This is a genomic window from Rhizobium favelukesii (assembly GCF_000577275.2).
Lineage (GTDB): Bacteria > Pseudomonadota > Alphaproteobacteria > Rhizobiales > Rhizobiaceae > Rhizobium > Rhizobium favelukesii.
Map to the genome: position 1 here is coordinate 2,256,012 of NZ_HG916852.1, position 26,581 is coordinate 2,282,592.

At 60.4% G+C, this 26,581-nt stretch carries 25 protein-coding genes; 15 read left to right on the top strand and 10 right to left on the bottom strand.

Annotated features, from left to right (window positions below; translation table 11 throughout):
* Window positions 1-8: 8 nt before the first annotated feature.
* Genes LPU83_RS49745 through LPU83_RS49755 form a run of 3 tightly spaced genes read right to left on the bottom strand, consistent with a single transcriptional unit; the run spans window position 9 to window position 2,319 of the window.
* Entirely contained in the window at window positions 9-500 is a 492-nt protein-coding gene (locus LPU83_RS49745; protein WP_024312732.1) for a hypothetical protein, read from the bottom strand.
* A gap of 16 nt (window positions 501-516) precedes the next feature.
* Window positions 517-1,197 (bottom strand): ribulose-phosphate 3-epimerase, encoded by a 681-nt coding sequence (gene rpe / locus LPU83_RS49750; RefSeq protein ID WP_024312731.1) that lies wholly within the window; start codon window positions 1,195-1,197, stop codon window positions 517-519.
* Between the two features lie 39 nt (window positions 1,198-1,236).
* Window positions 1,237-2,319, bottom strand: a complete 1,083-nt coding sequence (locus tag LPU83_RS49755; RefSeq protein ID WP_024312730.1) for a branched-chain amino acid ABC transporter substrate-binding protein — start codon at window positions 2,317-2,319, stop codon at window positions 1,237-1,239.
* Window positions 2,320-2,483: 164 nt separating this feature from the next.
* Between LPU83_RS49755 and LPU83_RS49760 the strand changes: the two genes are divergently transcribed.
* Genes LPU83_RS49760 through LPU83_RS49790 form a run of 7 tightly spaced genes read left to right on the top strand, consistent with a single transcriptional unit; the run spans window position 2,484 to window position 8,186 of the window.
* Entirely contained in the window at window positions 2,484-2,984 is a 501-nt protein-coding gene (locus LPU83_RS49760; protein WP_176703569.1) for a flavin reductase, read from the top strand.
* A gap of 22 nt (window positions 2,985-3,006) precedes the next feature.
* Window positions 3,007-3,936, top strand: coding sequence for an AAA family ATPase (locus tag LPU83_RS49765; RefSeq protein WP_024312728.1), 930 nt, complete (start codon window positions 3,007-3,009; stop codon window positions 3,934-3,936).
* Between the two features lie 3 nt (window positions 3,937-3,939).
* The gene (locus tag LPU83_RS49770) at window positions 3,940-5,202 is read left to right on the top strand and encodes a vWA domain-containing protein (protein ID WP_024312727.1); all 1,263 of its coding nucleotides are present in this window, start codon (window positions 3,940-3,942) and stop codon (window positions 5,200-5,202) included.
* Window positions 5,199-5,528 carry an XdhC family protein gene (locus LPU83_RS49775; protein WP_024312726.1) on the top strand — a complete coding sequence of 110 codons (330 nt, stop codon included), beginning with the start codon at window positions 5,199-5,201 and terminating at the stop codon, window positions 5,526-5,528. The genes LPU83_RS49770 and LPU83_RS49775 overlap by 4 nt, the downstream gene beginning before the upstream one ends.
* Entirely contained in the window at window positions 5,528-6,232 is a 705-nt protein-coding gene (locus tag LPU83_RS49780; RefSeq protein ID WP_024312725.1) for an XdhC family protein, read from the top strand. The genes LPU83_RS49775 and LPU83_RS49780 overlap by 1 nt, the downstream gene beginning before the upstream one ends.
* On the top strand, window positions 6,229-7,863 hold the full coding sequence (locus LPU83_RS49785) for an NTP transferase domain-containing protein (RefSeq protein WP_024312724.1): 1,635 nt from the start codon (window positions 6,229-6,231) through the stop codon (window positions 7,861-7,863). The genes LPU83_RS49780 and LPU83_RS49785 overlap by 4 nt, the downstream gene beginning before the upstream one ends.
* Window positions 7,864-7,868: 5 nt before the next feature.
* Window positions 7,869-8,186 carry a TfoX/Sxy family protein gene (locus LPU83_RS49790; protein ID WP_024312723.1) on the top strand — a complete coding sequence of 106 codons (318 nt, stop codon included), beginning with the start codon at window positions 7,869-7,871 and terminating at the stop codon, window positions 8,184-8,186.
* Between the two features lie 3 nt (window positions 8,187-8,189).
* On the opposite strand, the gene LPU83_RS49795 is transcribed toward LPU83_RS49790, so the two are convergent.
* The 5 genes from LPU83_RS49795 to LPU83_RS49815 all read right to left on the bottom strand — a co-directional run bounded on the left by LPU83_RS49795 (window position 8,190) and on the right by LPU83_RS49815 (window position 12,957).
* Window positions 8,190-8,612: an NUDIX domain-containing protein gene (locus LPU83_RS49795; RefSeq protein ID WP_024312722.1), complete on the bottom strand. Its 423-nt coding sequence runs from the start codon at window positions 8,610-8,612 to the stop codon at window positions 8,190-8,192.
* Between the two features lie 6 nt (window positions 8,613-8,618).
* Window positions 8,619-10,106: a DEAD/DEAH box helicase gene (locus tag LPU83_RS49800; RefSeq protein ID WP_024312721.1), complete on the bottom strand. Its 1,488-nt coding sequence runs from the start codon at window positions 10,104-10,106 to the stop codon at window positions 8,619-8,621.
* Between the two features lie 157 nt (window positions 10,107-10,263).
* Window positions 10,264-11,562 carry a M23 family metallopeptidase gene (locus tag LPU83_RS49805; RefSeq protein ID WP_024312720.1) on the bottom strand — a complete coding sequence of 433 codons (1,299 nt, stop codon included), beginning with the start codon at window positions 11,560-11,562 and terminating at the stop codon, window positions 10,264-10,266.
* A gap of 97 nt (window positions 11,563-11,659) precedes the next feature.
* Window positions 11,660-12,487: a ferritin-like domain-containing protein gene (locus LPU83_RS49810; RefSeq protein ID WP_024312719.1), complete on the bottom strand. Its 828-nt coding sequence runs from the start codon at window positions 12,485-12,487 to the stop codon at window positions 11,660-11,662.
* Entirely contained in the window at window positions 12,484-12,957 is a 474-nt protein-coding gene (locus LPU83_RS49815; RefSeq protein WP_024312718.1) for a peroxiredoxin, read from the bottom strand. The genes LPU83_RS49810 and LPU83_RS49815 overlap by 4 nt, the downstream gene beginning before the upstream one ends.
* Before the next feature lie 119 nt (window positions 12,958-13,076).
* On the opposite strand from LPU83_RS49815, the gene LPU83_RS49820 reads away from it, so the two are divergent.
* Window positions 13,077-16,469 (top strand): YhdP family protein, encoded by a 3,393-nt coding sequence (locus LPU83_RS49820; RefSeq protein ID WP_024312717.1) that lies wholly within the window; start codon window positions 13,077-13,079, stop codon window positions 16,467-16,469.
* A 52-nt stretch (window positions 16,470-16,521) separates the two neighbouring features.
* Here LPU83_RS49820 and tyrS read toward each other — a convergent pair whose 3' ends face one another.
* Window positions 16,522-17,778 carry a tyrosine--tRNA ligase gene (gene tyrS / locus LPU83_RS49825; protein WP_024312716.1) on the bottom strand — a complete coding sequence of 419 codons (1,257 nt, stop codon included), beginning with the start codon at window positions 17,776-17,778 and terminating at the stop codon, window positions 16,522-16,524.
* A 116-nt stretch (window positions 17,779-17,894) separates the two neighbouring features.
* Between tyrS and LPU83_RS49830 the strand changes: the two genes are divergently transcribed.
* Both LPU83_RS49830 and LPU83_RS49835 read left to right on the top strand, forming a co-directional pair.
* The gene (locus LPU83_RS49830) at window positions 17,895-19,013 is read left to right on the top strand and encodes an anhydro-N-acetylmuramic acid kinase (RefSeq protein WP_024312715.1); all 1,119 of its coding nucleotides are present in this window, start codon (window positions 17,895-17,897) and stop codon (window positions 19,011-19,013) included.
* Window positions 19,013-19,537 (top strand): GNAT family N-acetyltransferase, encoded by a 525-nt coding sequence (locus LPU83_RS49835; protein WP_037069771.1) that lies wholly within the window; start codon window positions 19,013-19,015, stop codon window positions 19,535-19,537. The genes LPU83_RS49830 and LPU83_RS49835 overlap by 1 nt, the downstream gene beginning before the upstream one ends.
* On the opposite strand, the gene LPU83_RS49840 is transcribed toward LPU83_RS49835, so the two are convergent.
* A complete protein-coding gene (locus LPU83_RS49840) occupies window positions 19,534-20,211 on the bottom strand; it encodes an alpha/beta hydrolase (RefSeq protein WP_018902229.1) in 678 nt (225 codons plus the stop codon). The genes LPU83_RS49835 and LPU83_RS49840 overlap by 4 nt on opposite strands.
* A 205-nt stretch (window positions 20,212-20,416) precedes the next feature.
* On the opposite strand from LPU83_RS49840, the gene LPU83_RS49845 reads away from it, so the two are divergent.
* The 5 genes from LPU83_RS49845 to LPU83_RS49865 all read left to right on the top strand — a co-directional run bounded on the left by LPU83_RS49845 (window position 20,417) and on the right by LPU83_RS49865 (window position 26,576).
* Window positions 20,417-21,583 carry a cysteine desulfurase family protein gene (locus LPU83_RS49845; protein WP_024312713.1) on the top strand — a complete coding sequence of 389 codons (1,167 nt, stop codon included), beginning with the start codon at window positions 20,417-20,419 and terminating at the stop codon, window positions 21,581-21,583.
* A gap of 143 nt (window positions 21,584-21,726) precedes the next feature.
* On the top strand, window positions 21,727-23,196 hold the full coding sequence (sufB, locus tag LPU83_RS49850) for a Fe-S cluster assembly protein SufB (protein ID WP_024312712.1): 1,470 nt from the start codon (window positions 21,727-21,729) through the stop codon (window positions 23,194-23,196).
* Window positions 23,197-23,268: 72 nt separating this feature from the next.
* The gene (gene sufC / locus LPU83_RS49855) at window positions 23,269-24,024 is read left to right on the top strand and encodes a Fe-S cluster assembly ATPase SufC (protein WP_024312711.1); all 756 of its coding nucleotides are present in this window, start codon (window positions 23,269-23,271) and stop codon (window positions 24,022-24,024) included.
* A 23-nt stretch (window positions 24,025-24,047) separates the two neighbouring features.
* Window positions 24,048-25,322, top strand: coding sequence for a Fe-S cluster assembly protein SufD (gene sufD / locus LPU83_RS49860; RefSeq protein WP_024312710.1), 1,275 nt, complete (start codon window positions 24,048-24,050; stop codon window positions 25,320-25,322).
* A gap of 12 nt (window positions 25,323-25,334) precedes the next feature.
* On the top strand, window positions 25,335-26,576 hold the full coding sequence (locus LPU83_RS49865) for a cysteine desulfurase (RefSeq protein WP_024312709.1): 1,242 nt from the start codon (window positions 25,335-25,337) through the stop codon (window positions 26,574-26,576).
* Window positions 26,577-26,581: the final 5 nt, after the last annotated feature.

Consider the following 26,581-nt stretch of genomic DNA (forward strand, 5'->3'; position numbering starts at 1 on the left):
CGGCAATCTCAACGCATGCGTTTGGCAAGCGCTATACTCGTACCGAAAAGGCAGAGAAGGCCGAGTGGAAGAAACAGGCGAATTCCCAGCACGGCAAACTGATAGACTGCGCTGGCTCCGGTAAAGACGAATTGGAACACCCATGTGAGGGATCCAAAAGAGGCGTGCCACGCGGAGTAGAAGACCCGGTAGTCCATGGCGAAGAGAAAGGCCGTCATTAGGATGGTCCCGACGGCAAGTGCAGCGAAGAATGCCGCAAAGCGTGTCGCCAGGGATCGTCGATGCGCAAAGAACCGACCCAAAGGCAACATGAACGGCCATGCCAGCAAACCGCCCGCAAAATAGTGCATTGCGAGGTCACGGACATGTGCGGTCTCCATCCCGTTTCTGAGATAGAGAGCAGCCATTGCCGACGCCAGCATCTGGATGCCCCAGAGGATGGCCCCCGCGAAAAGATCGGAGAGGGGCGGGCGGGCCGCCTTGAGCCGCTCGGAGATCAAGGACGACCTGCTTTCGTCACGACTTGGATTTGCCTTCGGCGGCGCTTCTTAGGGCGCTGATCGCCGTCTTGTAGGCCTCGAGCGAGCCGCCCTTGAAAATCGCCGAACCGGCAACGAGAACATTGCCGCCTGATTTGCCGATGATCGGCGCGGTTTCGACCGTCACTCCACCGTCAACTTCAAGGTCGATCGGCCTGTCACCGATAAGTGACCGCGCTGCGGCGATCTTGTCCGCCATCGCTGGAATGAATTTCTGCCCGCCGAAGCCGGGGTTCACCGACATGATGAGGATCAGGTCAATGTCGTCGAGCACGTTTTCGATCGCCGAAAGCGACGTGGCAGGATTGATCGTGACGCCGACCTTCTTGCCGAGCCCGCGCACAGTCTGAAGCGAACGGTGGAGATGCGGCCCGGCTTCAGCATGGACGGTAATGCGGTCGCAGCCCGCCTTCGCGAAGGCCTCAAGATACGGATCGACCGGCGCAATCATCAGATGGCAATCGAAAACCGCATCCGTGTAGGAACGCAACGACTTGATGACGTCAGGGCCGAAGGAAATGTTGGGAACGAAGTGACCGTCCATGACGTCGAGGTGGATCCAATCGGCGCCGGCCGCCGTTACGTCGCGCACTTCCTGGCCCAGTTTGGCGAAGTCGGCCGCAAGGACGGATGGCGCGATGCGAATGGGCGTAGTCATTGAGGTCTCTCCGTAAAACTCATGCCGCGGTGTCAGATCCTATTCGATCGGTGTGCTTGGCGGTGCGAACGAACCGGCATGCCACTGCAGCATCCGGTAGGGGTTATCGGCCAGTTCATGGCCGGCGTTGAAAGCAATTTTGCCGATGACCGTCTCAAAAGAGGTCCCGCCGATGTGCTGTGCGATGGGCCGGTCATCCGCAGCGGCATCCTGGGCTGCCTTCGTCGCGATTTCCACCGCCGCATACGCGGGCAGCACATAACCCTCGGGCTCGACGCCGCTCGCACGGAACGCGTCGACCACAGGCTTCGCCTCAGGGCGCGCGGCGTAGTCGGGCAGGGCGACGGCGAGAACGCCATCCGCGAGCCCGAGCGGTTGGTCGGCGGCGCGCATCGCGTCGCCACCGAGAATATCGAGGTGAATCTTTTCCGCTGCGGCGTCGCGTGCGATGACGGCAACGTCGCTACGATCTCCACCGACGAAGACTTTTGTTACCCCGGCTTTCCTCAACCGTCGCACGAGAGCGACTTGCTGCTCCTGGCCCGGTCGATACGTGTCGGTGAAGACGGGCTTGAGGCCTTTTTCCTCGAGTGCGTTTCGGATCGCTTCCGTAAGCTCCCGACCATGGATGGTGCCATCCTCGATCAGCGCAATTGGCGCGGCTGCCCACTCGCCCACGATCGCCTCGATGATCTTTTCCGCTTCGGCGCCATCGGCCGGCGCCATTCGGTAGAGCGGCCAGCCATTTTTCAGCGCGTCTTCCATGAGAATGCGTGAACGCACAGAGACGGTGATCGCCGGGATATTTGCGTCCTTGAGCTTCGGCAACGCGCCTTCGAGCGTCTCGCTGCAGAGAAAACCGACGGCCACCTGGACCTTGGCATTGATTAATGCGTCAGCGATTGCCGCACCGCTGTTTTCCTCGCAAGTCTCTCCGACCGTGACGATCGTGCTACCATCCTGCAGGACCTTGGCAGTGGCACCGGCGATGATCTGCGCACCAATTGGCGCGAGGTTGCCACTCTGTGGCGCTACGACACCGATTATCAGACCCGCGGCATGGCATTCTGCAGCCGCAAGGAGCAGCATCGGCAGAAGTGCTAGGCCACGCAAAGTATTCATAAAAGCTGCAGGTCCCTGTCCTTTGTCCTGCTCTTTTATCCGTCCGGCATCGATCGTCAAAGAAAAACGCACAATCGGGAAGCTTTTCGCCTGGCTTTTGTAGAAAAGGTAAGCGATCACCTTCATATTACAGGAAACAGCAAGCCGGTGACGCCGGATGGAGAATGCCTTTGTTGAGCAAGCAACCGATCGATCCGCGCCTCTACCGAGATGCGATGAGCCGCTTTGGAGGCCATGTGCAGCTCGTGACGACGGCAATCGGCAAGGAGCGCCGTGGCGTGACGATCACCGCCGCGTGCTCCGTATCTGATGACCCTGCGACCGTTCTGGTGTGCCTGAACAACAGCAATCCGAAGAACGACATCTTCTTCAGGAGCGGTATCTTTGCTTTGAATACGCTGGGCGCGCACCATCAGGCACTTGCCGATGCTTTTTCTGGCCGCACCCAGCTCAGCAACTGCGAACGTTTCGCGACGGGCCGGTTCGACAAGCTCGTCACCGGCGCACCCATTCTTCACGACGCGCTTGCCTCCTTCGATTGCCGCGTGAGCGAAATCAAGGAAATGTCGACACACCACATCATTTTCGGTGAGGTCGTGGCGGTCCGCTACAACGAGGCTAAGCCCGCGCTTCTCTATATGAACCGGGACTATCACACGCTATAACTTCCTGAAAAAGGGAGAAGACATGCCGGATCAAGCGCATCCGCCACTACCGTCGTCGATCGACGAAACGATCGCGATGTTGGGCGATCAGGACTATCTGGCGGGGCGGGCGCTTGGCACGGTGCTGTTTCTTGCCCTGAAGATGAAGCGTCCTCTCTTCCTGGAGGGGGAAGCTGGTGTCGGGAAGACAGAGATCGCCAAGGTCCTATCAAAAGCTCTGGGGCGGCCGCTGATCCGCCTGCAATGCTACGAAGGGCTGGATATCGCCTCGGCCGTCTACGAATGGAACTATCCGGCGCAGATGCTGGAAATCCGCCTCGCGGAAGCGTCCGGTCTTACCGACCGGGACAGAATCGAGTCGGACATCTTCTCGGAGCGCTACCTCATCCGCCGACCCGTGCTGCAGGCTCTGTCCAGCGCAGATGGTCGCGCGCCGGTCTTCCTCATCGATGAGCTAGACCGTACCGACGAGGCATTCGAGGCCTTCCTTTTGGAGGTTCTTTCCGACTTTCAGGTGACGATCCCCGAGCTCGGCACCATCCGGGCCGCCGAACCACCAATCGTCATCATCACCACGAACCGGACGCGCGAAGTCCACGACGCGCTGAAACGGCGCTGCCTCTATCATTGGGTCGATTATCCCGATGCCCTGCAAGAGCTCGAAATCATTCGCCGCAAGGTACCGGGCTGCAATGCGGCGCTGTCCGCACAGATCGTCGCCTATGTGCAGCAGCTTCGGACACTAGATCTTTTCAAGAACCCGGGCGTTGCCGAGACGATCGATTGGGCGACAGCACTGACGGAACTCGACCGGCTGGCGCTCGATCCGGAAACGATCTCCGATACGATCGGAACGCTGCTGAAATACCAGGACGATATTGCGCGCATTCAAGGCAGCGACGGTACGAAGGTGCTGGAAGACGTCAAGAGCGAGTTGCAAGCGGCAGGATAGCGCATGGAGCCGACAAGCGGACAAGATGGGATCGTCGTTCCGCCACCTCCGGTCGGCGCCGGTCGATTTGCAGACAATATCGTCTTCTTTGCCAGAGCACTGCGAAAGGCCGGTATGAAGATCGGGCCCACGGCGATCGTTGATGCCATCGAGGCGGTCGCGGCAATCGGCATGGGATCGCGCGAAGAATTTCACGCCGCACTCTCGTCCGTCTTCGTCAAGCGACATGAGGACAAGCCGGTCTTCGACGAGGCGTTCCGTCTCTTCTGGCGCTCGCGCGACCTTGTCGAGAAGATGATCGCGTTGATGTCACCACGGGCGCCGGACACGCGCGAAAGGGAGAAAGCGAAGCCGGGCGAGAGCCGCGCCGCGGACGCCTTGCTTGGCGAACAAAAGGACAGCAAGCCCCCGCGGGATGAACCCGACATCGAGATCGATGCGCGCCTCACCATGTCGGGCAACGAGGTTTTCCGGCGAATGGACTTTGCGCAAATGTCAGCGATGGAGATCGCGGTCGCCAAGAAGGCACTCGCGAAACTGCAGTTGCCTCTGGACAAGGTGCGCACTCGGCGCTTCCGGCCGTCGCATGTTCATTCGCACGTCGATCCGCGCGCCACCATGCGGGCGGCATTGCGCAACGGGGCGGGTCTCATTCTTCCGCGGTACCGGGAGATCCGCGAGGTCCAGCCGCCCTTGGTGGTTCTCGCCGATATCTCGGGCTCGATGAGCCAGTACACGCGCATCTTTCTGCATTTTCTGCATGTGCTGACGGAGAAGCGCCGGCGGGTGCATACCTTCCTATTCGGGACGCGCCTCACGAATGTCACCAGGCAGATGCGCCACAAGGACCCGGACGAGGCGATGGACGAATGCGCCGCGGCCGTAAAGGATTGGTCGGGAGGAACGCGGATCGGTGAAACGCTAAAGGAATTCAATCGCCTGTGGGCCCGGCGCGTGCTGGGCCAGGGCGCGGTGGTGCTGCTTATCACCGACGGCCTGGAACGCGAGGGAACGGAGCTGCTCGCGGCCGAGATGGACCGCCTGCACCGCTCTTGCCGGCGACTGATCTGGCTCAATCCGCTGCTGCGCTTCGATGGCTTCGAGCCGCGAGCCCGTGGTGTGCGCACAATGCTGCCGCATGTTGACGAATTCCGACCGGTCCACAATCTATCATCCTTGAGCGATCTCGCAGAAGCACTCGGCGCAACCAGGTCGACCACATACGACCCGCGCCGGTACCTCGCAACATTGAAAGGCATCGCATGACAGGGACATTTTTTGACCTTGATCCGTTGATGACGGCAGAAACCTGGCGGAAAGGCGGGCGAGACGTTGCCATCGCTACGGTGATCGAGACGTGGGGCTCGGCGCCGCGACCGGCAGGGAGCCATCTAGTGATCGATCGTGATGGCAATTTCGAAGGGTCCGTCTCCGGAGGCTGCGTCGAAGGGGCCGTTATAACCGAGGCTCTGGACGTGATCGCCGACGGCAAGGCGAAGATGCTCGAGTTCGGCGTTGCGGATGAAACCGCATGGCGCGTCGGCCTTTCCTGTGGTGGCCGCATTCGCGTCTATGTCGAAAGGCTCGATTGATGGATGCCGCAAATCTTGCGCGGCTCAATGATGCTCGCCGGGCTCGCAGGGGAGCCATATTGCTGACCGATCTTGAGAACGGCGGCGATAGCGTCGTCCTCGAGGGAGATTCCGTGCAGCCTTGGTTGGTGCCTGCCGTAAAAGCTGCTTTTCGCTCGGGCAAATCGACGTCGATCGAGGTCGATGGGCATCGGTACTTTCTGAACGTGCATCTGCCGCCGGCCCATATCGTGATCATCGGTGCCGTTCACATCAGCCAAGTCCTGGCGCAGATGGCATCTCTTGCGGGCTTCGATGTCCGCATCATCGATCCGCGCACGGCTTTCGCCACGCCCGAACGATTCCTCGGCATCGAACTGACGGCGGAGTGGCCGGTGGACGTGCTCAATGATCGTCCGCTGGATGCCTATACGGCGCTCGTCGCGGTTACGCATGACCCGAAGATCGACGATTTCCCGATCACGGAAGCGTTGCGGATCGGTTGTTTCTACGTCGGTGCACTCGGCAGCCGCAAGACGCACGCGACGCGCCTGGAGCGGTTGCGCGCCGACGGTGTGGACGAAGCCGCCCTTGCCAGGATCAGTGCACCCATCGGGCTCAATATCGGTGCGGCGAGCCCGGCAGAAATCGCGGTCGCCATTCTCGCGGAGATCGTCCAGACCTTGCGAACCCGCGAGATATCACCCACCGGTGACAAGAAATGAAATTCGGGTCGTTTTCCATCGACGTCGCCGAAGGCCTGGTCCTCGCGCATGCGGTGAAGCTTGCAGGCGGCAGCCTGCCCAAAGGTCACAGGATCGACGCCGGTGACATCGTCAGACTGCGCGGCGTGGGTATTGAGCATGTCATTGCAGCGCGCATCGAGCCGGGGGACGTGGGTGAGGATGACGCGGCGGGACGGCTTGCGCAGGCCGTCGCCCCCGACCACCTGCGCTTCTCGGAAGCGTCCACGGGGCGCGTGAATGTGTATTCCACGGTCGACGGGCTGTTCGTCGCAAGCCGAAGTGTCGTCGATCGCCTGAACAGGGTCGATCCCGGCATAACGCTCGCCTGCCTCAACGACCATGTGCCTGTCCGGAACGGCGACATGGTCGCAACATTCAAGATCATTCCACTCGCGGTTTCGGGCGAGAAACTGGACGGGGCATGCGAAGTGCTGCGGGCGACGCCCGCTTTCGAGGTGAAACCTTTCGTCAGCCGGTCCGTGTCATTGATTGCGACGCAGCTGCCATCGCTGAAGCCTGCGGTGATGGACAAGACGGCGCGTGTTCTTTCTCGCCGGCTCATCGTATCCGGTAGCCAACTCGTCAGGGAGGCAAGGGTTGCTCACCGTGCCGAGCCGGTTGCAGAGGCGCTCAGAGACGCATCTCGGCAGCCCGACAAAGCACCGAAAATGATTATCCTTTTCGGTGCGTCTGCCGTGATTGATGCGGAGGACGTGATTCCCGAGGCCATTCGGCAGGCTGGGGGCGAGGTCGTGCAGGTCGGTATGCCTGTCGATCCCGGTAACTTGCTCGTTCTCGGCCGCATCGGCAATATCCCGGTGATTGGGGCGCCGGGATGTGCGCGCAGCCCCAAGGAGAATGGCTTCGACTGGGTGCTCGATCGGATCCTGGTGGGTGAAGAGCCAAGTGCACTCGAGATCAGCGGCATGGGTGTCGGAGGTCTGCTGATGGAAATCCAAGCGCGGCCAAGCCTTCGCGAACCGGAGGCGCGATTGGCCCCCGCGGATAACGTCTTGACCGTCGTTCTTGCCGCCGGCAAAGCCAGCCGGATGGGCAAGCGCGGTCCACATAAGCTGCTCGCGGAGTTTGACGGTGTGCCGCTCGTCCGGCGATCGGTGATGACGGCGATCGGTAGTCGGTCGTCGTCGGTCGTCGTCGTGACGGGGCATCGCAAAAACGACATCGAAGCGGCGCTGTCCGGGCTGAATGCAGTGACAGTTCACAATCCTGACTACGCCTCGGGCATGGCCTCGTCGCTCTCGACAGGATTTTCCGTCGAGCAAGCGCGGGATGCGGATGGTATTCTGGTCATGTTGGCCGATATGCCGGGCGTTTCCAGCGGCGATCTCGATCGACTGATCGCAGCGTTCCGGCGATCGAACGGCCAGTCGATCATCCGTGCGGTGTCGCGCGGCAAGCGCGGCAATCCCGTGATCATGCCGAAATCGCTGTTCGATGAGGTTATGAGGCTGGAGGGTGACGTCGGGGCGCGGCATATCATCGAGACATCGGGCGTGCCTGTGGTAGACATCGATATTGGCGATTCCGCACATTTGGACGTGGATACGCCGGAGGCCGTCATCGCGGCAGGCGGCGTTTTGAAGGGATAAGGGCAATGGATGCGGCGGCAATCGAAGAAATGTTTCAAGGCCTTGGTCCCGTCACCATCAAGCGCATGTTTGGTGGCAAGGGCATCTACCACATGGGCCGGATCGTGGCGGTCGAAGTGCGCGGCGAGATGTTGCTGAAGGCCGACGAGCGGAGTGCATCCGAATTCGCCGCAGCTGGGGCGACACAATGGACCTATGAAGGCAAGAAGGGAAGTCCGGTGAAGATGCCGTACTGGTCGATCCCGGACGATGCCTATGATGACCCTGATGTCATGGCACGATGGGTGCGGCTTGCCTATGAGGCTGCGCTCCGGGCGGAATGATCCTTAGAGCAGTTCGTCGGCCTTCAGCCGCTCCATCGCTGCCGCCGCAAAGGCGGAAAGCGGCTGCGGGAGTTCGGAACGGCTGAACCAGCCGAAGTCCGAGAGTTTGTCCGGCTCGGTGAGCTTCGGTTCGCCGTCAAACTCGGACGCTATATAGAGCAGGGAGATCCAGTGCTGTTCGTCCGCCTTGCTGATAAGTTCGGCAGGGCCGAGAAGACTGACGCGGCCGATGGATAGGCCGGTTTCCTCTTCCGCTTCGCGTCGCGCCGCCTGATCGGCTGGCTCCATGTGATCCACCTTGCCGCCCACAATGCTCCAGTGGCCGGCCTCAGGGGCGCGCATGCGCTTGTAGAGCAGGATCTTGCGGTCACGCAAAATCACCAGGCCAACGCCAAGGCCCGGAAAATCGATGCCCGGCGTACCCATGGTTCGTCAGATCTTGGCGTTGGCCGTGATCAGCATGAAGGCTGGAATCTCATCGCCAAAGCCGACAGGCGTCGGGCCGTCGTCGTGGTCCCGGTAGCGGCGGCGATCGCGATTGTCATCGTTTGCCGGGTAAGGACGAGCGGCGCGCGTGTTGTGTTGCGGCTTGTGTTGTTCTGCTTTGCGCTCTTGCTTCACGCTTTCGACCTTTGCTGGTGCTGCTGTTTCCATCGTCTCGACGTCATTATCTGCGACGGCGATATCAGATTTATGACCTCCACGGCCCTTGGCGCGACCGCGGTCCTTGTCTCGACCCTTGCGGCGCGAGCGATCGTCGTCGCGGCTGGGTTCGGGAGGGGGCAAGGCGGAAAGGTCGCCGCTCAACCACTCAACTTTCTCGCCGATCAGCTTTTCGATCGCGTCGGCATGTTTCTGGTCGTGGCGGGTGACGATGGTGAATGCAGCGCCGGAACGGCCTGCGCGGCCGGTGCGGCCAATGCGATGCACATAATCCTCGGAATGGATCGGAACATCGAAGTTGAAGACGTGGCTGACGTCAGGAATGTCGAGACCGCGGGCGGCGACATCGGAAGCCACGAGAAGCTGGAGGTTGCCATCCTTGAAGTTCTGCAGCATGGCCATGCGCGAGCGCTGATCCATGTCACCGTGCAGAGCGCCGGCAGAAAAGCCGTGGCGGTCCAGAGAACGGAAGAGCTCGGAAACGTCCTTCTTGCGGTTGCAGAAGATGATCGCGTTCTTGAGATCGGTCTGCGCTTTGACGAGGTCGCGCAAAACGGCGCGCTTCTCGTAATCCTTTCCATGCGAGGCGACGAAGCGCTGCGTTACCGTCTTTGCCGTCGATGCCGGCTTGGCGACTTCGATGCGTTCCGGATTCTGCAGGAAGCGATCGGCGAGCTTCTGAATCTCAGACGGCATGGTTGCCGAGAAGAACAGCGTCTGGCGGGTGAACGGAATGAGCTTGGCGATACGCTCGATATCGGGAATGAAACCCATGTCGAGCATGCGGTCGGCTTCGTCGATGACGAGAATCTCAACGCCGCTCATCAAGAGCTTGCCGCGCTCGAAGTGGTCGAGCAGGCGGCCGGGCGTGCAGATCAGAACATCGGCACCGCGCTCAAGCTTGCGATCCTGATCTTCGAAGGAGACGCCGCCGATTAGCAGCGCGACATTCAACCGGTGATTTTTGCCGTACTTTTCGAAGTTCTCCGCGACCTGCGCAGCCAACTCGCGGGTCGGCTCGAGGATCAGCGTGCGCGGCATGCGGGCGCGGGCACGGCCCTTTTCCAGCAGCGACAGCATCGGCAAGACGAAGGAGGCCGTCTTGCCCGTTCCTGTTTGCGCAATGCCGCAAATATCGCGGCGTTCCAGCGCAAAGGGAATGGCGCCAGCCTGGATAGGGGTTGGCACCGTGTAGCCCGCGTCGGTGACAGCGGAAAGCACTTTTTGGCTCAAGCCAAGATCAGCAAATGTCGTCAAAGGGAAAACTGTTTCCGTTCCGGTTCGGCCGTACTCTGATTGAGTCGGCGTGATTGCATGCCGCAATGCAGCGCGACATAAGCCGAAACTGTCCTTAAGTCAAGGAATACAGGCTTTGCGACCAGTGCAGAGGTAAAGAGGTGGTTAGTGCCCGTAGTTACTTTATGTAACTGGCAAGCTTCAAGCCCGCGTTCATGAAATAAATGGGGTCGACGGCACGACCATCCTGGCGGACCTCGTAGTGTAAATGCGTACCGGTGGATCGGCCCGTGCTGCCCGCAAGGCCAATCACGTCAGTGCGGTCTACCTTGTCGCCGACTTTCACGAGAATTTCCGACATATGGCCGTAGCGCGTAGAAATACCGTTGCCATGATCCACCTCGACCATGTTGCCGTAGCCGCCAGTCCAGCCTGCAGCGATCACCTTGCCGGGCGCTGTCGGGCGAACCTTCTCGCCGGGCGCAAAACGGAAATCGATGCCGGAGTGAAGTGCCAGGCGTCCGAGGAACGGATCGCGCCTGTTCCCGAACGAGCTGGTAATCTCCTTGCCAATGGCCGGGTTCTGGAACGGCAACGATTCCGCCGTGCTCCGCACCGACTCCAGGCGGGTGAGGGCATCGTCAAGCTGCGAAAGCGAGGTATCGAAATCATCCGCGCTTTCAGGCTCGACATACGGTCCGCCGACTGCGCTGTCATCCTGCGTCACGCGCTCGGCTGGCACCGAAATGCGGAAACGTGTCAGGACCTTCGATATGGCATTGGCTGTTCCGCCCGCGTCGCTCGTCAATTGCGCGATGCGATTGCGCTGCTTCTGCTCGATGTCCTTCAACGACAGCGTCACCTTGGAGAAAACACGGTCGGCGCGGTCGCCAACGGTTTCATGTGCCGGCACGTCAGCGAGGGTAGCGTTGTCGGAGGCCATGTCTTCCGGTGCGTCAGCCCCCGCAAGCTGATTTTCGATTGCCTGAACTGCACCGGAAAGCGAGGCGTGCTTGTCGTTTGATTCGGGAGCGTAGGACTGCAGCGGTGTCGTCTCCTTGCCGCCCAGTCCAGAATTCTCGGCGCGGTCAAGAAGCGAGCCCAGCTTACCGTGGCGCGAGGTAAGCGCCAGTTGCTGCTCCATCAGCTTGTCGACCTTGTCCTCGACAACTTGCTGATCGAGCAATTGACGCGACGTAACGCGGTCCACCTGGGCGCGCAAAGCGGCGATGCGGTCTTCATAGTCATGCTGCATGCGCGCCTGCCTGGCCATCGCGGCGCCGATCAGGTCGTCACGCAGCACGAGATAGGACGTCGCCAGCAGATAGCCGATCGCAAAGACGCCGACGAAACAGAAACCGAGTGCTGCCATCCACGGCTTGACAGTCAGGTGACGGATCCGGTCGCCGCTCGCCAGGATCAGTATATGCTCTTGTTTTCGCTGACCGAATACGCGGCTATGCTGTGCATGCGTCACGGAGAATCTCCCAATTGACGGCCGATGCCTCAATTGCCACGATTACGCACCATTATGGTTAATATTTACTTAGGTCAGCATGGCTGTCGCTATCGGATCAGGCGTTGCTCGTCGATATTAGCGACCGGTAGAAGGACGGCGTCAGGCCCGCTTCGGCCCGCGCGATGTCGTTGAAGGGAGGCTTCAACGGACCGCGGAAATTGGCGCGCACCAATTCGTGGAATGTCCGTGCAGGATCCCGTTTTTCCCTGGAGCAGAGGAAGCGGAACCATTTGGCGCCGATCGCGACGTGCCCTTTCTCGTCGTTGTAAATGACATCAAGCACGGCTGCGCTCTCCAGATCGCCGGATTCGCGCATTTTGGCCTGCAGCGACGGCGTGACGTCGAGCCCGCGGGCCTCAAGGATGAGCGGAACGACCGCAAGCCGCGCCGTCAGGTTATTTCTCGTCGAGTGCGCCGCCTGCCACAGGCCGTCGTGCGCGGGCAGGTCACCATAGTCCGCGTCGAGGTCTCTCAGGCGGGCGCGCACCATGCGGAAATGTTTCGCCTCCTCGAAGGCTACCTGCATCCACCCGTCGAAGAAGGAGTTCGGCACCGGCTCGGTGGCGAATCGGGCAACGATATCCAGCGCCAAGTCGACAGCGTTGAGTTCGATATGGGCGATGGCATGCAGCAGCGCGATGCGCCCCTTGACCGTATGCAAGGAACGCTTTTCGACCTGCGTCGGCGGGATCAGCTCTGGCTTGTCCGGACGGCCCGGCCTCTCGGGCAGCGGCGCGTCAAGCGGCGAACGCAGTGACAGCGTGCGACGGAACCAACGTGTAGCAGTTTCCTGGGCAAGCGTGGTCTTCTCATCGAGATCGGTTGCGCGGATGGCGTCGATCGCTCCGCCGCGCAGGGATGTGACGTTGGACCGAGACGTCATCGCGACAGGTTCTGCACAGCGGCAAGGACGATTTCGGCGTGGCCTGGCACTTTCACCTTCTGCCAGATCGTTCCGATCGTCCCATCCTCGCGAATGAGGAAAGTCGTGCGCTCCACACCCATGAAATTGCGTCCGTACATGGTCTTCTGCTTCCACACACCATAGGCTTCCAGCGTCGTCTTCTCTTCATCAGACGCCAAGACGACCGCAAGGTCGTGCTTCTTGATGAACCGGTCATGGCACTTCACGGAATCGGGAGACATCCCGATAACGCCGGCGCCAGCTTTCTCAAATTCGCCGGCAAGCGCCGTGAAGGCGAGCGATTCCGCCGTGCACCCCGTCGTGTCATCCTTGGGATAGAAGAAAAGTATCAGTGGTTTGCCGCGGAAATGACCAAGCGAGACGCGGCCTCCGCCATCACGCGGGAGATCAAAGTCGGGCGCCGCGGTGCCGATGCTGATATCCGCCATGGAGAAACCTTTCTTTTGCCGAGTTTATGGATAACAGGTGATTTGCCAGATATATATTGGACGAACGATCGTCCAGCCAGTCTGGTCCAGACCACAAATTAAAGAGTTAGGCGAGACGCATGTCGGCGATCCGCGGCGAGAAAATTACATTCCGCAAGAAAGATATCGTCGCACTGCATGAGCTTCCCTCGGCGCAGGCCGAAGATCCCATCATCGTCAGCTGCCCGCCAACGCGTTCGCGCATGCGCAGAACTGCTGGTGCCACGGGCGGCTGCATTGCCGTTATTCTGTTCGTGCTCGCCGCGATTGTCTTCACGGTGGAAAGCGGCATATTCGACGCGCCGCTTTCGCGGCAGGCGCAGGCTGCCCTCAACTCCGCTATCGGGCCGCGCTATCGGGCCGAGGTCGGCTCGACGGTCATCCGCTTTACATCGAACCTGCGCCTTGCGCTCGAGGCGCGCGACGTCAACATGATCGACGAGAAGAGCGGCCAGCACCTGTCGACGACGCATGCCATGCGCATGGCACTCGACCCGCTGCAACTCTTCCGCGGTCGAATAGCGATTGCGCAGATCGAGGCCGAAGATATCGCGCTCGATACGGCGTTGCTGCCGTCAGGAAAACCGCTCAAGCTCGATGATGTCAGGATCGACGAAATCCCGGCCGCGCTGGAAGCGGCATTTGCTCAACTTGACATGATCGACAGCTTCGTAGAGCGCGGCGGAACCCGGTCGGTCAAGCTCTCGGGCATCGACATCAAGCTGGCCGATACGGCAAACGGTCCACTCTCGATCGTAATCGACAGTCTGGCCTTCTCGAGGACACGCCAGGGCGCGCTGGCGTTGGATGGCGAGGTCGCGATCAACGGCAAACCGGCAACACTCAGCGTCGTCACGGAAATGGCCAGCGGGCATACTTCGAAGTTGACAGGGCAGTTGGCAGGCGTCGATCTGGGGCCGTTCACGCTCAAGCGAAACGTCGAAGGTCAAATCCGGCAAGGCATCGATGGCACTGGAGACTTGGCGATCTCTGCCGTTCGTACCGGCGATCACGCTTCGCCTGCGCTCGATGCCTCGATCGAGCTGAAGCCGGGGCACTTTTATATGGACGGCGACCAGCAGGAGTTGAGCGGCGGCAGCATCAACCTTGCCTATGATTTCTCCAAGCAAACGCTCGAGATCGCCAAGTCACGCGTTCAGTTCGGCGCGACGTCGGTACCGCTCACCGGTGCCCTTATCGATCTGGACAAGATCGATGCCTCCGCAGGAAAGGGCTTCGGTATCGATCTGCTTGTGAGTGGCGGCACGGCGGCGCCAACTGGATCCGGAGAGCAACCCCTTGCCTTCGATATCCAGGCGACCGGTCGGTACCTGGTTGCCAGCCGCGAACTGCAATTCGAGAATATGCGGGTTTCGAGCCCGGCCGGCGGCCTCTTCGCCTCCTTGCATGTCCGCTTCGGAGACGTCTCACCGGAAATCAGCTTTGCCGGTCAGTCACAGCAGCTGCAGACAACGGCCGTCAAGCAATTATGGCCGTTCTGGATGGCGTCGAAGGGCCGCGAGTGGGTTGAACGCAACCTCTTCGGGGGCACCGTCAGCGACGCTTCAATCTCCGTCTTCATTCCGTTCGGACGCATGGACGAGGCGGTGGGTAAGGGGCTGAAACTCGACGAGAACCAGATCCGCATTGCGTTCGACATCGCTGGTACGCGGATGAACGTGGTCGGCGACATCCCGCCGATCCGCGATACGAATGCGCATTTTGATTTGAGCGGTCCGCGCGCGACGATCTCGATCAAGAGCGGGACGGCGTTCTTCCCGTCGGGACGATCGGTAAACGTCGGCGAGGGTACGTTTCTCCTTCCGTCGACCTACGACAAGCCGCTCATGGCCGAACTCAATCTTCCCATTTCCGGCGCGGCGGACGCGGTCGGCGAATTGCTGACCTACAAGCCGATCCAGGTATTGCAGCGTGCGGGCCTCGTGCCTGAGGATCTCACGGGCAAGGTGTCGGCGAACGTGCAGGCACGCCTCGGGCTGATCTCGTCGCAAAATCCTCCGCCGGCCGAATGGAAGGCGGTGTTGCAGCTTCAGGATCTCGATATCGCCAAGCCGATTTCGGGCCGTAAAATCACGAGCCTCGACGGGGTCCTGAACGCTGATCCGAAGCAGGTAAGCGTCGACGGAAAAGGGCTGATCGACGGCATTCCCGCCGGTATCGAGCTTGTCGAGCCCACGGATAAATCTTCCGGCGTTCAGCCGCAGCAACACATTACCGCTACGCTCAACAACGATCAGCGGGAAAAGCTGCTACCCGGCCTCAACAACATCATCGATGGCAGCATCGACGTTGAACTCAATCGCATCGATCAGGACCGGCAAGGGGTCACGATCGACCTTGGAAGGGCCCGCCTATCGCTGCCATGGATGGGATGGTCCAAGGGAAGCGGTATCGGCGCCACGGCTACGTTCGAAGCATCCGGCCCAGCCGACAACACGCAGTTGAAGAACTTCGTCCTGAAAGGCGACGGATTCGGCGCGAACGGCTCTCTCGTCATCGGCAAGGGCAGCCTGGTGAAGGCGGATCTCGACAGCGTCAAACTATCTTCTCTTGACGATTTTTCCGTTTCGGTGAAGCGCAACAAGGGAGGGCTTGATGTCTCCGTATCTGGCAATAGTGCCGATGCCCGTCCGATCATCTCCAGATTGAAGGCCGGCAGCAATGGCGAAAGCGACGACGACCAGAGCGGTAGCGTATCCATACGGGCCAAGCTCGGTCGCATCGTCGGCTTCAACGATGAGAAGGTGCGGAATGTAGACATGCTTTACGTTTCGGCGGATGGCAGGCTGCAGTCACTGAATTTCACCGGTGTCACCGACAGCGGCGAGGCGTTCGTCGCCCGGACGAAGGGCAATGGCGTCATCAATATCACGAGCGGGGATGCGGGCTCCGTCTCGCGCTTCGCCGATCTCTATCAGCACATGACGGGCGGCTTGCTCAATCTGCAGATCCGCCTCGGCGCGGGCGACAGCTGGGACGGGTCGATCGACATCAGGCGCTTCTCTCTCGTCAATGAGCAGCGCCTGCACTCGATCGTTTCGACGCCGGTCGGTCAGGAGCAACGGAGCCTGAATTCAGCGGTGAAGCGGAACATCGACACCTCTGCACAGCGCTTCCAGCGCGGCTTTGCCCGGATCGTTTCAACGAACGGCGCGATCAGCATTGAGAACGGCGTCGTGCGTGGCGATCAGGTCGGCGCAGTGTTCCAAGGCATGGTGCGCGACCAGCGCGGAAGGATGGACATGACAGGCACTTTCATGCCCGCCTATGGCCTGAACCGGCTCTTCGCCGAATTGCCTCTGATCGGTATCATCCTCGGCAATGGCACGGACCGCGGCCTGATCGGCATCACGTTCAAGCTGACAGGGAAATTGGAGTCCCCCGATATGATCATCAATCCGTTGTCGATCATCGCGCCCGGCGTCTTCCGCAACATCTTCGAATTCCAATAGGCACGAAAAAGCCGGCGCGAGGCCGGCTTTCCTTTTCTGACGTTGGCCGCACTTAAGCGGCGCAGCGGATCAGGATGTGCTTCTTCTTGCCGAGCGACAGCTTGATGACGCCATCGGCGGTGATCTCGCCGCTGCCGATGATCCTGCGTTCGTCACTGACTGCCTGGTCGTTGATGCGCACTGCACCGCCCTGAACGTGGCGGCGCGCCTCGCCATTCGAAGCGGCAAGGCCGGCGCGGACGATCAGCGACAGCAGGCCAATACCGTCGTCCAGTTCGGCAGCCGGGACCTCGACCGAGGGAAGGTTTTCGGCAAGGCCTCCTTCCTCGAAGGTCTTGCGGGCGGTTTCGGCAGCCTGTTCGGCGGCTGTCCGGCCGTGCAGGATCGAGGTCACCTCGGTCGCCAGGATCTTCTTGACTTCGTTGACCTCCGAGCCGGCGAGCGCCGACAGGCGTGCGACCTCGTCCATCGGGAGCGTCGTGTAGAGCTTCAGGAAGCGCGAGACGTCGGCGTCTTCGGTGTTGCGCCAGTACTGCCAGAAGTCATAGGCCGACAGCATGTCGGCATTGAGCCAGACGGCGCCGGTCGCGGACTTGCCCATCTTGGCACCGGAAGCGGTCGTCAGCAGCGGCGAGGTCAGCGCGTAGAGCTGCCGCGTCCCCATGCGGTGACCGAGGTCGATGCCGTTTACGATGTTGCCCCACTGATCCGAACCGCCCATCTGCAGACGGCAGTCGTAGCGCTTGGCCAGTTCGACGAAGTCGTAGGCCTGCAGGATCATGTAGTTGAATTCGAGGAACGACAGCGACTGCTCGCGATCAAGGCGCGTCTTGACGCTGTCAAAGGACAGCATTCGGTTGACGGAGAAATGCCGGCCAACGTCGCGCAGGAACTCGAGGTAATTGATCGAACGCAGCCACTCGGCATTGTTGATCATCAGTGCATCTTTGGGGCCGTCGCCGTAGGTCAGGTAGTTCGAGAAGACGCGCTTGATCGAGGCGATGTTGCTCTCGATCGTGTCAATAGTCATCAACTGGCGTGCCTCGTCCTTGAAGGAGGGGTCGCCGACCATACCGGTGCCGCCGCCCATCAGCGAAATGGCGCGGTGACCGGTTGCTTGCAGCCAGTGCAGCATCATGATCTGGATGAGCGAGCCCGCATGCAGGCTGGGCGCCGTCGGGTCGAAGCCGATATAAGCCGTTACCGTTTCCTTGGCGAAGAGTTCGTCGAGGCCCAATTCATCGGAGATCTGATGAATGAAGCCGCGCTCTTTCAGCGTGCGGAGGAAATCGGATTTGAACTCGGACATGACCTTTTGCTCTCGGGTGCGGATTTTCGGATTGGCTATTGTTGAAGTGACGCGGCGCGTTTAGCACTGTTTTGCCGAACAGTCACCATTTGGCAGGAATCTTCCAGCGAGGGGTCATGGAGAAGGTCAGGACCGCGATCGGCTTGATGAGCGGAACATCGATGGACGGTATCGACGTGGCGCTGCTGCGCACGGATGGCCGGGCGGTCGTCGAACGCGGGCCTTTCCTCAACGTTCCCTATGATCCGGCCTTCCGTGATCGGTTGAAGCTGGCACTGGAGCAGGCGAAAACCATTACCCAACGTGAGCAACGGCTGGGCGATCTGGCCTCTATCGAGCGCGAACTGACGTTACGTCATGTAGTTGCCGTTAGGGAATTTCTGGCTGCAAATGCGCTCGATGCGGCCTCGATCGATGTCATCGGCTTTCACGGGCAGACGGTGCTACATCGGCCGGACGAGGCGTTGACCGTGCAGATCGGCGATGGGGCACTGCTGGCGCGGGAGACGGGCATTTCGGTGGCCTACGACCTCCGTGCCAACGACATGGTGCATGGCGGCCAGGGTGCGCCGTTGGTTCCGGTCTATCATGCAGCACTTGCCGCCAACCTCATCAACGCGGCTTTGCCGGTCTGCTTCGTCAATATCGGCGGGATTTCCAACCTAACCTATATCGGCGCAGACGGCGTCATCGTCGGCTACGACAGTGGACCCGGCAATACGCTGATCGACCAGTGGGTCGAGACCCATGCGGGTGTGCCGTTCGATCAGGGCGGCATGATCGCTTCGGAGGGTCGGATCATCGCCGAGCTGGCCGATCGTTATTTGAACAGCCCGTTCTTTACCGCGGGGAAGCGGCGCTCGCTCGACCGCAACGACTTTCCGCCGCCGTCGGGCGCAGATGCAGAACTTGCCGATGGTGCGCGCACGCTTGCCTACGTCGCTGCCGCTTCGATCATCAAGTCCGCCGGTCACCTGCCGGTGACGCCGACGCTTTACATCGTCTGCGGCGGTGGTCGCCTCAATCGCGTGCTGATGCTGGATTTGAGAGATATCGCCCGGCGCCAGGGCGCCCAAGTGATTTCTGCGGAGGCGGCTGGTTTCAACGGAGATTCAATGGAGGCGGAAGCCTGGGCCTATCTCGCGGTGAGGTCGTTGGACGGCTTGCCCTTGACGTTTCCCGGGACAACGGGCGTGCGTGCGCCGGTAAGCGGCGGTGTTGTGGTGAAGCCGTGATGCCGCCGGTCATTCTGGAGACACCGCGCCTTGTCGCGGTCATGTGGGAACCGGACGATGCGGGCCTGATCCAGGAGCTTCACTCCACCATCGAGACGACGCAATATCTCTCGGGTGCTGCTCCGTGGTCGCGCGAGAAGTCGGAGGAACGGTTACGCAACTGGTTCGGCGAGCAAGCGCGCGACGGAATTACGAAGTACAAGATCCTCGGCCGCGAGGACGATCGCTTCATTGGCCGCGCGGGGTTCTCGCTTTTCGGCGGTGAGCGGCAGGAATTCGAACTCGGCTATTCGCTTCGACGGCAGGAATGGGACAAGGGCTATGCGACCGAGATTGCGGGCGGGCTGGCCGACTGGTTCTTCGCGCGGAACGTCGCGTCGAAGTTTATCGCCTTCACGCATCCGGACAATGCCGCATCTCAGCATGTCCTAACGAAAATCGGCATGCGAGGCCGCATGCCGATGATCGTTGACGGATTGTCTTGCCCGACGTTCGAATTGACCGGCGGGATGCGGTCAGCCTAGCGAATCCGCTTGGCGGCCGGTTCGGGTACCAGTTCGCCGTTCAGGCGGCGATCGAGGTAATCCTCGCATTCGCCCATCAGGGTCTCGACTTGACCGTTAAAGAAGTGGTTGGCGCCCGGCACCGTGCGGTGCGTGATTAAGATACCCTTCTGCGTCTTCAGCTTCTCGACGAGGCCGTTGACATCCTTCTCGGGTGCCACCTTGTCAGCGTCGCCGTTGATGATGAGGCCGGAGGACGGGCAGGGCGCGAGGAACGAGAAGTCGTAGGTGTTCGGCTGCGGCGCGATCGACATGAAGCCTTCGATCTCCGGCCGTCGCATCAGCAGCTGCATTCCGATCCAGGAGCCGAAGGAATAACCGGCGACCCAGCAGGTCTTCGAATCTGGGTGCAGGCTCTGCACCCAGTCGAGCGCAGATGCGGCATCCGAAAGCTCGCCGGCACCATGGTCGAACTCACCCTGGCTGCGACCGATTCCCCGGAAGTTGAAGCGCAATGTCGTGAACCCGCGCTTCTGGAACATGTAGAAGAGCTGGTAGACGATCTGGTTGTTCATCGTGCCGCCGAACTGGGGGTGCGGGTGCAGAATGAGGGCAATCGGCGCGCTTTTTTCCTTGGAGGGCTGGTAGCGGCCTTCAAGGCGGCCTGCGGGGCCGTTGAAAATGACTTCGGGCATCTGTACTCCGGCGTTTATTTCTTCGCGTTCACGCTGCGCAGACTTGACGAACGTTGTCAGCTTTTCTAAAACGCAGTTTAGAACAATTCGAAACTTGCATGGCGATCCACGCATTGTGGGATGTGTCATAAGGCAAGCCCGGCCGAAATTTCAAGGAAAATGAGCCGAGCCGCCTCGCAAGGATTTTAGCGCAGGACGAAAGATCATGGCGCCGCCACGCCTTTATCTCGATTGGAACGCGACTTCGCCGCTGCATCCGCAGGCGCGCGACGCCGTTCTGCGCGCGATGGATCTGTTCGGCAACCCGAACTCGGTTCACGGCGAAGGCCGAACTGTCCGCGCGGCCATAGAACGTGCGCGGCGCCAAGTGGCGACGCTTGCGGGCGCCGATCCTGCACATGTGATCTTCACGAGCGGCGCAACCGAAGCGGCCAATATGGTCCTGACGCCCGAGTTCAGGATGGGGCGGACGCCGCTCGCAATCGGCCAACTTTACTACTCGGCCGTCGAGCATCCCGCGGTGCGCGAAGGCGGCCGGTTTTCGAAGGAACAAACGACGGAAATTCCTGTTACCGAGGCCGGTGTCGTCGATCTCGATGCGCTTGGCACTTTGCTCGCTGCTCATGACAAATCGAGTGGCTTGCCGATGGTCGCGGTTATGCTTGTTAACAACGAGACCGGTATCGTTCAGCCGATCGCCGACGTTGCGAAGATCGTACAGGCGCATGGTGGTCTGCTTGTCGTCGATGCTGTGCAGGCAGCGGGTCGTTTGAAGCTCGATATCAACGCATTCGGCGCCGATTTCATGATCATCTCGTCGCACAAGCTCGGCGGCCCGAAAGGCACCGGTGCGCTGATCACCCGTGGCGAAGTCCTGATGCCGCGGCCGCTGATCCATGGCGGCGGCCAGGAGAAGGGTCACCGCTCGGGGACAGAGAATTCACTTGCGGTGATCGGTTTCGGCGCCGCCGCCGAAGCCGCCGTTGCGGAATTCCTTCAGCGCAATGAGGCCGTTTCGGCCCTGCGTGATCGATTGGAAACCGGAATGCGAGGGGCTGCGCCTGACGTCGTCATCTACGGCGCCGCGGGACAACGCGTCTCGAATACGACCTTTTTCACCCTTCCGGGGCTGAAGGCCGAGACGGGCCAGATCGCCTTCGATCTCGAAGGTGTGGCGCTCTCGGCAGGTTCCGCCTGCTCCTCCGGCAAGGTCGGGGAAAGCCATGTTCTGGTTGCCATGGGGCGTGACCCCAAGCTCGGTGCTTTGCGCATTTCGTTGGGCTTTGCCACGACCGAAGAGGAGATCGACAAGGCGATTTCCGTCTTTGCGAAAATAGCCGCTCGACGCAAGCCGGCCGGGGAGGCGGCGTGACCGCTTCATAAATTTGCGGAAACGCAAATTTCCGCTTGCCATTCGGGCTGAAAAGTCCCTTTTGGCCACCTACATACAAGGCAAACGATACTGCCCGAACGACAAGCTGCCGGACCTTTTCTCCGGCGAGATTGGAGAATGACATGCCCGCCGTCCAGGAAACGGTCGATCGCGTCCGCGAGATTGACGTCGATCAGTACAAATACGGTTTCGAGACCATCATCGAAATGGACAAGGCACCCAAGGGCCTGTCCGAAGACATCATCCGGTTCATTTCCGCCAAGAAGCAGGAGCCGGAATGGATGCTCGAATGGCGTCTCGAGGCCTACAAACGCTGGCTGACCCTGGAAGAACCGACCTGGGCGCGCGTCAATTATCCGAAGATCGATTTCAACGACATCTATTACTACGCCGCGCCGAAGAGCACGCCTGGCCCGAAGTCGCTTGATGAAGTCGATCCTGAAATCCTCAAGGTTTACGAAAAGCTCGGGATTCCGCTCAAGGAGCAGGAAATACTCGCTGGCGTCGAGAAACCGCGGATTGCCGTCGATGCGGTCTTCGACTCAGTCTCCGTCGTCACGACATTCAAAGAGGAGCTGAAGAAAGCCGGCGTGATTTTCATGTCGATCTCGGAAGCGATCCGCGAGCATCCTGATCTCGTGAAGAAGTATCTCGGCACGGTTGTTCCGACGAGCGACAATTACTATGCGACGCTGAACTCGGCTGTCTTTACCGATGGCTCCTTCGTGTTCGTTCCCAAGGGCGTTCGCTGCCCGATGGAACTGTCCACCTACTTCCGCATCAACGAGAAGAACACCGGCCAGTTCGAGCGCACGCTGATCATCGCCGAGGAAGGGGCATACGTTTCTTACCTCGAAGGCTGCACCGCGCCGCAGCGCGACGAGAACCAGTTGCATGCGGCGGTAGTCGAACTCGTTGCACTCGATGACGCCGAGATCAAGTATTCGACGGTGCAGAACTGGTATCCGGGCGACGCACAAGGCAAGGGCGGCATCTACAACTTCGTCACCAAGCGCGGCGATTGCCGTGGTCACCGGTCGAAGATCTCGTGGACGCAGGTCGAAACCGGCTCGGCGATCACCTGGAAATATCCGTCCTGCATCCTGCGCGGCGATGACAGCCGCGGCGAGTTCTACTCGATCGCCGTGTCCAACGGCCATCAGCAGATCGACAGCGGCACGAAGATGATCCATCTCGGTAAGAACACCTCGAGCCGCATCGTCTCCAAGGGCATTGCTGCCGGCGTATCGCAGAATACCTATCGCGGCCAGGTTTCGGCTCACCGCAAGGCGTCGAACGCTCGTAACTTCACACAGTGCGACTCGCTGCTGATTGGCGACAAGTGCGGCGCGCATACTGTGCCATATATCGAAGCGAAGAACTCGACGGCGCAGTTCGAGCACGAAGCAACCACCTCGAAAATCTCCGAGGACCAGCTCTTCTATTGCCTGCAACGCGGCATCCCGACCGAAGCGGCGATCGCCCTGATCGTCAACGGCTTCGTCAAGGAAGTCCTGCAGGAACTGCCGATGGAATTCGCTGTCGAAGCGCAGAAGCTGATCAGCATCTCGCTCGAAGGCAGCGTCGGCTGACGCAACACGACATGAATGCGCGAGGGCGCGTGGATCGCGCCTTTCTCCGATTGCTTTTTATGGGACAAGACCATGCTTGAAATTAAGAACCTGCACGCCCGCATCGCCGAAGACGGCACCGAGATCATCCGCGGCCTGGACCTGACGGTAAAGGCTGGCGAAGTTGCCGCCATCATGGGCCCGAATGGCTCTGGCAAGTCGACGCTCTCCTACATCCTGTCAGGCCGCGAAGACTATGAAGTCACCGAAGGCGACATCCTTTACAACGGCGAGAGCATCCTGGAACTCGATGCTGCCGAGCGTGCCGCCAAGGGCATCTTCCTCGCGTTCCAGTACCCAGTCGAAATTCCCGGTGTTGCCACCATGCAGTTCCTCAAAGTCGCGATGAACGAACAGCGCAAGGCACGCGGCGAAGACGAGCTGAAGACGCCTGATTTCATGCGCCTCGTCAAGGACGCTGCCGGCAAGCTGCAGATCAACACCGAAATGCTGAAGCGTCCGCTGAACGTCGGCTTCTCCGGCGGCGAGAAGAAGCGCGCCGAAATCCTGCAGATGGCGCTGCTGCAGCCGCACCTTTGCGTTCTCGACGAAACCGACAGTGGTCTCGACATCGATGCACTGAAGATCGTTGCCGATGGCGTCAACGCGCTGCGTTCGCCGGACCGCGCCGTCATCGTCATCACCCACTACCAGCGCCTGCTCGACTATATCGTTCCGGACACGGTTCACGTTCTCTACAAGGGGCAGGTGATCAAGTCGGGCGACAAGACACTGGCGCATGAGCTGGAAGCCAACGGCTACGCCGACATCATCGACGCTGCAGCCTGATCTGGGCGGAAAGGACGGGTCTCATGAACATGCAGACGACGAGCCGCCAGACCACCGCGGAAGCGGCGCTCATCGAGGCTTTCAACAACCAGATCGGCGAATTGCCGGGCGACGGTTCGGTCATCGCCATCCGCGACAGGCTGCTTGACGACCTGAAGAAGGCCGGCCTGCCGACGCGCCGCATCGAGGCCTGGCACTATACCGACCTCAAGACACTGTTGCGCGCCATTCCGGAACAGGCAGGCGACGCCGGCTCGGAAGCCCGCGACCCGCTGGTTGAGGAATCCTCGGTTCTTTCGGTTATTCAGGGTGTGCCAAATCTGAAGGCTTCGGTCGATGGCCTCGACATTTCGGGCTACGCGGCCCAGCTTTCGAACGGCACGGCTGCCATCGGCCTCGGCGCACTCGGCAGTGACGATACGATCGGCCGCATCAACGGCAGCTTCGTGCGGGATGGCTACGTCATTGAAGTCGCCGCCGAAACTGCGCTTGAGGAACCGCTCGAGATTCAGTTCGTTCACGCTGGCGGCCAGACGCACACACGCCTGCCAGTTAGCTTCGGTGCAAACGTAAAGGCGACGGTCATCGAACGTCACCTTGCAGTGACCTCCGATGCCGCCTTCGTGTCTCACGTCAGTGACGTCACGGTTGGCGAGGGTACGGAGCTCACCTGGATCATCATCCAGCAGCAGGGCGCAGCGGATACGCACCTCGGCCAGATCCGTGTCGATCTCGGTGCCGATGCCAAGCTGAAGCTTTTCGTCATCAATGCCGGCGGCAAGCTGGTTCGCCAGGAGTTGCACATCAAGGTAACGGGCGAGGGTGCCGACCTGACGCTTCGTGGTATCAACCTGCTTGGCGCTGAAACGCATACCGACGTTACCATGGTTCTCGGCCATAACGTTCCGCATACGGGCTCCACCGACGTGATTCGCAACGTCGTCTTCGACCGTGCCAAGGGCGTCTTCCAAGGCATGATCCGTGTCGCCCCCGATGCGCAAAAGACCGACGCCAGGATGGCGTGCAACACTTTGCTCATGTCCGACGACGCTGAATTCTCGATGAAGCCGGAACTCGAGATTTTCGCTGACGACGTTCAGTGCGGCCACGGTGCGACGGTTGCCGACATCGACGACAACCATCTTTACTACATGATGGCGCGCGGCATTCCGGAGAACAAGGCGCGCGCAATGCTCGTCAATGCCTTCGTTGCCGAGATCGTCGAAGAGCTCGAAGATGAAGCCCTGGTCGAGTCGCTGGAAAGCGTCATTTCGGCCTGGCTCGAAAAACACGCCTGATCGGATAGCGTCATGGACAAGATAGTTCCGGCAACCTCATATGACGTCGAAGCCATTCGCAAGGATTTTCCGATCCTTGCGAAGGAAGTCTACGGCAAGCCGCTGGTCTATCTGGACAACGGTGCCTCCGCGCAGAAGCCGCAGGCGGTTATAGACGCGATTTCGCACGCCTATTCGAGCGAATATGCGAACGTTCACCGTGGTCTGCATTTCCTGTCGAACGCTGCGACCGACGCGTATGAGGGCGCACGCGAAAAGGTGCGGCGCTTCCTGAACGCGCCTGATGTCAACGACATCGTGTTCACGAAGTCGTCGACGGAGGCAATCAATACGGTTGCCTATGGCTGGGGCATGCCGAAGCTTGGAGAGGGCGACGAAGTCGTCATCTCGATCATGGAGCATCACTCCAACATCGTGCCCTGGCATTTCATCAGAGAGCGACAGGGCGCCAAGCTGGTCTGGGTGCCTGTTGATGACGAGGGCGCCTTCCATATCGAGGATTTCGAAAGGAGCCTGACCGAGCGCACGAAGCTCGTCGCCATCACGCATATGTCGAATGCACTCGGCACCGTGGTTCCGGTCAAGGAAATCTGCCGCATCGCGCATGAGCGTGGCATTCCGGTTCTCGTCGACGGGTCGCAGGGAGCCGTCCATATGCCTGTCGACGTACAAGACATCGATTGCGACTGGTACGTGATGACCGGCCACAAGCTCTATGGCCCGTCCGGGATCGGCGTGCTCTACGGCAAGAAGGAGCGGCTTCGCGAGATGCGGCCCTTCCAGGGCGGTGGCGAAATGATCTTCGAGGTGACGGAAGATACCGTGACATACAATGACCCGCCGCATCGCTTCGAAGCCGGGACGCCGCCGATCGTGCAGGCGATTGGGCTCGGCTATGCGCTCGACTACATGGACAAGGTCGGCCGCGAGGCGATCGCCCGCCATGAGGCGAATCTCGCCGCCTATGCCGCAGAGCGCCTACAGGCGGTCAATTCGCTGAGGGTCTTCGGCACGGCGCCGGGCAAGGGCGGCATCTTCTCTTTCGAGCTAGCCGGTCTGCATGCGCATGACGTATCGATGGTGATCGACCGCCAGGGTGTTGCAGTGCGCGCAGGCACGCATTGCGCCATGCCGCTCTTGAAACGCTTCGGCGTCACCTCCACATGCCGGGCGTCCTTCGGGATGTATAATACACGCGCCGAGGTCGATGCCTTGGTCGATGCGCTGGAATACGCGCGCAAGTTCTTTGCTTAAAGGAG